General features: G+C 37.1%; 7 protein-coding genes and 1 pseudogene. 2 read left to right on the forward strand and 6 right to left on the reverse strand.

The genetic code is table 11. From position 1 onward, the window contains the following. Positions 1-372: 372 nt before the first annotated feature. Together AB1422_15695 and AB1422_15700 are read right to left on the reverse strand one after the other, a co-directional pair. Positions 373-831: pseudogene (locus tag AB1422_15695) on the reverse strand (transposase). A 60-nt stretch (positions 832-891) separates the two neighbouring features. Next, positions 892-1,530, reverse strand: a complete 639-nt coding sequence (locus AB1422_15700; GenBank protein ID MEW6620753.1) for a transposase — start codon at positions 1,528-1,530, stop codon at positions 892-894. 159 nt (positions 1,531-1,689) lie between these two features. On the opposite strand from AB1422_15700, the gene AB1422_15705 reads away from it, so the two are divergent. Next, complete coding sequence (locus AB1422_15705) at positions 1,690-1,896, forward strand: hypothetical protein (protein MEW6620754.1); 207 nt, start codon at positions 1,690-1,692, stop codon at positions 1,894-1,896. Between the two features lie 223 nt (positions 1,897-2,119). After that, entirely contained in the window at positions 2,120-2,557 is a 438-nt protein-coding gene (locus AB1422_15710; GenBank protein MEW6620755.1) for a transposase, read from the forward strand. On the opposite strand, the gene AB1422_15715 is transcribed toward AB1422_15710, so the two are convergent. From AB1422_15715 to AB1422_15730, 4 genes are all read right to left on the reverse strand, one after another. Continuing rightward, entirely contained in the window at positions 2,544-3,122 is a 579-nt protein-coding gene (locus AB1422_15715; protein ID MEW6620756.1) for a hypothetical protein, read from the reverse strand. The genes AB1422_15710 and AB1422_15715 overlap by 14 nt on opposite strands. A gap of 178 nt (positions 3,123-3,300) precedes the next feature. After that, on the reverse strand, positions 3,301-3,660 hold the full coding sequence (locus tag AB1422_15720; GenBank protein MEW6620757.1) for a helix-turn-helix domain-containing protein: 360 nt from the start codon (positions 3,658-3,660) through the stop codon (positions 3,301-3,303). A gap of 155 nt (positions 3,661-3,815) precedes the next feature. After that, positions 3,816-5,348 (reverse strand): PHP domain-containing protein, encoded by a 1,533-nt coding sequence (locus AB1422_15725; protein MEW6620758.1) that lies wholly within the window; start codon positions 5,346-5,348, stop codon positions 3,816-3,818. 362 nt (positions 5,349-5,710) lie between these two features. Beyond that, on the reverse strand, positions 5,711-5,837 hold a 127-nt coding region (locus AB1422_15730; GenBank protein ID MEW6620759.1), incomplete at its 5' end, for an IS630 family transposase.

Raw genomic sequence — 5,837 nt, forward strand, 5'->3', positions numbered from 1 at the left:
AATAAATTATCAAAGAGCAGATTATGTTAACAAGATTTATCTCAATTTTTAGTTTTTTTAAATTTAGTTATATCTTGCTGGGGGATAGTCTGTCTTTTTTTACTTGACATTATACCGCACATCTTTATCGTCAGGAAATGTCAAAAACTTTCGACCTGGATGATTAGAATTAGGCTGAGAGTTTAAACTCTATATCACCTTCATCAAACCATTTTTTAGCCTCATTGTTTCTAGAGGATGTCCTAATCTCTGTTGAAATTCTCTGAGCGGCCCCCTCATATTTTAAGCCACCTTCTTCTCAAGAGATGGCAATTTTGTTTTTAAGAGTCTGGATGAGAAAAGGTATCCTTTTGAATCATTTTTCTGCCTCTATTAAAACCCTACCACTGCCCATCTGAGAACCATTGAATCATTTCTCCAACATTTTACATTCCCAGTTATATCTCTTATTCCAGAGAGAGTGCTTTCAATCACATTAGTTGTCTGTAGAGATTGGCGAAGCCTCTTTGGAAGTATAAGTTCAATTACCGTAAAAGTCTCCTCTAATCCTTCACGAAGACTTGTATCCGCTCCCGGGTAATCTTGCTCAAGACGCAAAGCAAGATTGCTAATAATTTTCTTTGCTGTATCCAAACTCTCACTTTGATAAGATTAACGCATACTCATCTCTACAGAGATCTGTAAGCCTTTTGGCAGATGACTCTTTACATTCTCTATTTTATGGCGTTGGCATTTCTGAATACGAACATCACCAAAAGATTCTCTCACTGCTTTATAGAGTGCCTTGGAACCATCAATTACTACAAGAGTAAATTCTTTATTCACCCTCACATCACGCTCAACCAGATTGTTATCAAGGACTGGACTACCTGGGCATTCTCTGGTGAACCTTCATATACTCCTAAAACATGCTTTATATCCTCTTTGATTCACTCCTACCGCTACAACAATAGTATGTTTCCCAAAGATAACTCCATCTATGTAGAGAATACAAATATCTAACTCTTTTAGTGGTCTGCTAAGCCATTCTATAAATCTTTTGGTAGTCATAGCTACAAAACAGCCACTTATGGTACTCTTACTTGTTGCCCTTGAAACTATTGAATGAATATTGGTCTCTAAAGAATCCCCATATCTTCTGGTACTTACCCTTATCAATATCTGATTTAGTACCCTCTCCTTAAGTGGGTCTTTATCTTTTAGATGTTCATAGGAAAGAAGAGAAAGTTCTTGTTTATTTTTTTCCCTTACTCGTGGCCTCTCTATTTGTACTTTTTGGCCTCCAAGGATTATCTCTCCTTTTGTATTACCCCAATGAAAGGCATTCCTAACTTCTTGGTGTTGATAACAAGGACCACATAAAGTATCTACATCCTCTTCAAAGAGAGCTCTTATAACCCGGAATCCTGAAGATATAGCTAACTCTAAAAACTCTGCCTTAACATCTATCGATATCTCTAATGGTATTTTTCTCTTTCCTCCTTCATAAACTTCTTGCAATTTCTTCTGGTTTATGGTATTATTTTTCATAAGCGGTTCCTCCTTTTAAAGATTTTTTATCGACCCCTGATTATTATAATATATCAGAGGAGGTAACCGCTACTAAAATTTCAACAGTCAACGGGACAATTTCAAACAGAGGGACAATGTTTTTCGCTTTACGCACTTCCCAAAGAAAAAGTCATAGAAGTGCTCCAACGTTTAGTTGAAGGTAATGGTATTAGAGCTCCAGAGCGTATCACTGGGTTGAGTAAAGATACGGTCAACTCGTTATTAGATAAGGTAGCACAACATATAGAGAAGGTTTCTGAGTTAATTCTCAAAGACATTGAAGCTAAAGAATCCTCATTAGTTTTGGTGTTTTTACAAATAAATTACTTACCTATTATACCATAGATAGATCAAGGGGTTCTCCAGTCATCAAGAAAGTTCTTGGTAAAGTATTTGGGAGTGTTTTGATCTGTGATTTTTTCAGTGCCGATGGGAAGATAGTCGCCTGGGCTAAACAGAGGTATATTGTGCATTTATTTGGTGATTTAGAAGAGATATCCACCAAGAATAAAAGAATCCTGAATGGTTTAAGTTTAGAAAGAAACTTAAACCATTACTAAAGGATGCTCTGCGTCTTTCTAATAAGCAGAAAGAAATAGAACCCAATGTTTATATGTCAAAGAGCAATAACTTGCATAAGCGACTTGAGATAATATACAACCAAGAATATAATGATGCTGACTGCAAGCGTTTGGCTAAACGACTCATGAGATACAAAGATGAAATATTCACCTTTGTAGATCATCCTCAAGTAAGTGCCCACAACAACCATGCTGAAAGACAGATAAGACCCGCAGTCATTATGAGAAAAAACTCTTATTGTAACCGTTCTCACCAAAGTGCTGATACCCAAGCAATATTAATGTCAATATTTAGGACATTACATCCTCGCCAGATTGGTCCTATTTCTGCATTAAGTAATTCACTTTCTGAATGGATCAAAACAGGGAATGTTATCCCATTGTCCAATATTTGGTGGTGTCTGAAAATAGCTAGTCTCCTCTAACTGAATAGGTAAGCCATTCCTCTATACTCCAAACATGGTCAGTTAGTCCAGCAGCCATGGCCGGAGTTCGCTTCTGCCAGTATCCCTCTATGTCCTTTATTCGTAATGTTCGCACTACCCAACAAAAATTGTAGCTGAATCCAATGAAGTAAGAGATTGCATTATGTAGATTCCAGTCCTTCGAAAAGCAATAAGTCTTACGCTTCTTTCGTGAGTTCTTCCCACGATCCGTACCATTGTTTCGTTCCACAAATGAGGTATTAATTGTAGTACTAACCCTAAACCGTGCAAGCAATCTCTCCAACAATTTCACTGTGCCAAATACAATCGTTTTCACCACTTTGACTACACGACCTTTCTCCCGCTTTTTGCTCACTGTAGCATAACACAAATCCTCTGGCATTTTTTTCTCAGGCTTTGAGGAATTTCCCAAATCACCATCTTCAAATGGCTCTATTTCATAACTATAACTTTGTTCAATGGCGCAAGTGTATGCTGAATAATCATCACTGGTAATTAACAAATCTGTTCGTCCACCTGTCCGCTTTTTGACATCTTCAACCACCTGACACCAGTTTTCTTTTGTCCGCTTCCCAGACACCAGACTTAACAAAAGACGATGTTCAGGGTCTACGGCAGTATGGTCTCCCTCATCACCTCGAAAATAATCCAGAGGATCTTCCTGATTACAATTAGTTTCCTTTTTTGATACAAATCCCCACTTCTCATCAAGTTGTATCTCTTTAGTCTGAGGGGGAAAAAGCCACTAATTCATCATGCACCTTCTTAGCATAATCTCCAGCTAATCGTGCATATCGAGTTACTGTGTTTTTGTCCACTCCCACCAACCGGCTGGTGGCACGCGTCCCACAACCCTCCTGAATATGTTTCATTACCGATATTACCACTTCTGCTGGCAATCGTGCATAATTCAACATTGTTCCTTTTCGCTCCGAAAAATGAGCACCGCAACTCGGACAATAAATCAGCCGAATCCGTTTCCCTTTTCCACTCCATCCAGAGAAAGAAAGATTTTCTTTACCGCGAATATTGTAATTCGGACAAGAAAAATTCTGACAACAAAAATGTTCTATTGGATGCATCGTTTTCTCTCCTTTGTAAAATTTCGGTACCCCAAACCTCGCTCCTGATAGACCCACAAGTTAGTCTTGAATACTTACCTTATTATAATTATCGAGACGATGCATCCTAAACTTTAGCTTGTTTCAGACACCACCCAATATTTCACTTCAGATGGTTAAATCGTTACTTTTATTTTAATTGGATTAGAATAAAACCATTTATCTGTCGAAGACTTACCTCGAATCCTTACATAAAAATCATTGTCAAAATTTGTAATTTTGTAGTTCATGATAAGATAACCATCTTTTTCTATCCAGTCTTTTGAAGTAAATACTTTTGTCAATTTTGGTTTCCCAGAAATATTTGAGATGAGTTCAATTTTAGTTATTTCTTCATTAAATCTTACTTTAATAGATACCACAACAGGATCTCTATTTTTAATCTGTAACACTTCACCCATCATAACTCCACTCATCATCTCAGAGGAAACTGTAAACTCTAAATCTGTAATTATATCTCCATGGACACAATACATACAACCACGTCGCAATCCTTTTATTACACCTTCATAACTCTTTGTCGGACAAAAGACATATGTCTTTGAATATTCACCCGGATAATAATTAAAAAAAGGATTATGGAAATCACTTTCAACACGAATCCAGAAATTTCTCTCCTCACTTAAGAGAATATCCCAAGTACCACCAATTTCACCCACCATTGGATCATAACCATCAATTAAATCATATCCTGGAATATGAATCTTCTGATAGCCTGGTGCCCCTGCAAATCCTATAAATACATCCCCCACCTTATCATACGCTCTTAATTCTTCAATCGTGTAAAGGCCAATTCTACTAGGATGGTTTAGACTACAAATTGGTAATACTCCATTAGCCCTTTGAGAATTAAGCCATCTTAATCCTTCTATTGCATCATTAAGTTCTGTTTTACCAGAAACAAGACTATCATAGTTAAGCCTAAATTTTTTTATTATTTCATGTTCATTAGGGACATTGGTCACAAGTATAGTAGCATGTTCACCAGCAGGAATGTTCCATTCCATCCCATCAAAGATTACTATGTCAGGACAGGTAAATCTTGCATTTTTTATTGCTTGATAATAACTTAAAGTCCCAATTTCAGCCTCTCCATGAGGTGTAATTGCGATAAAGTCACAGCCAAAAAATTTTGCTTTTTTAACAATTTCTGTTTCAGGATAATCTCCCTCACTCATAACTGTATGCACATGTATATCTCCCATTAACCATACTCCTTTATCATACCAAGGTAATTTACTTTCTCCTCTTTGCCAATGCCTAATAAATAATTTTCCAGAGGCATAAGTGCAGACTGGAGGATTAATTCCATCATCAATTATACCATAAATATAGTAGTTTCCTTCTGAAATATCTGAAGTATTCCAAAGATAAATATTAGTATTTTCATCTTCGTCTATATTTTTGACTATTAAGGTTGCATTAAAGGTTCCGGTATTATCTTTGTTAAAGTAAAGGGCAATTTTTGCATTATTATCTGGATCACTATCATCCCAACTAATGATATAGGATTCATCTGCTTCTCCTCCTGGAGCAAAAGGAGTAATAATAGTCATAGATGGTTGGATGTTGGTTCCCATTACTTTTGTTACAAAAAGTATTCCCCCAATAATGATTATTATACTTAATAAATATCTACTTATTTTCATTTTATTTTCATTGAAAGTCTCTAAAGTTATAAAGTTATTATGTACATTCTACTAGTGCTCTGTCGCCATTCAAATGATTGATTGGCCGTTGTCCCCGCTGGCGGGGGTAGGGGGGTGGATTCTTCTATTTCAGATTTCATATTCCACCCCCTTAATCCCCCCGCCAGCGGGGCACATCAATTGAGTAGCGACAGAGCACTAGTGCACTCTCACATAAGTTTTTAATAGTCTGCTTCCTCTCCGACTCTCTGTTCTTGCTTCAGTGGCAGCCGCAACCTTTAGGTTGCGAAATGATCGCAGGCTGAAACCTGCGGCTACCAATCTATTAGAAATTTCTGTGACAGAGCACTAGTGCTCTGTCACTACTTAATTGATGGATAAAGTCGTTTCAGTTTAATCCTTGCATCTGGGGTCGTAAATTGCCAATCCACTTTAGCCCCTGCATCATTTCTTTCTGATTCCCAAGCCGCTACTTCTCTTTTCATCTCA

It is taken from the genome of bacterium, assembly GCA_040757115.1.
Classification (GTDB): Bacteria; UBA9089; CG2-30-40-21; order CG2-30-40-21; family SBAY01; genus JBFLXS01.

Bases quoted from the DNA above. Each gene is read 5' to 3' on its own strand.
- AB1422_15700 (MEW6620753.1), bottom strand. From the start codon at position 1,530: ATGAAAAATAATACCATAAACCAGAAGAAATTGCAAGAAGTTTATGAA.
- AB1422_15720 (MEW6620757.1), bottom strand. From the start codon at position 3,660: ATGCATCCAATAGAACATTTTTGTTGTCAGAATTTTTCTTGTCCGAAT.
- AB1422_15725 (MEW6620758.1), bottom strand. From the start codon at position 5,348: ATGAAAATAAGTAGATATTTATTAAGTATAATAATCATTATTGGGGGA.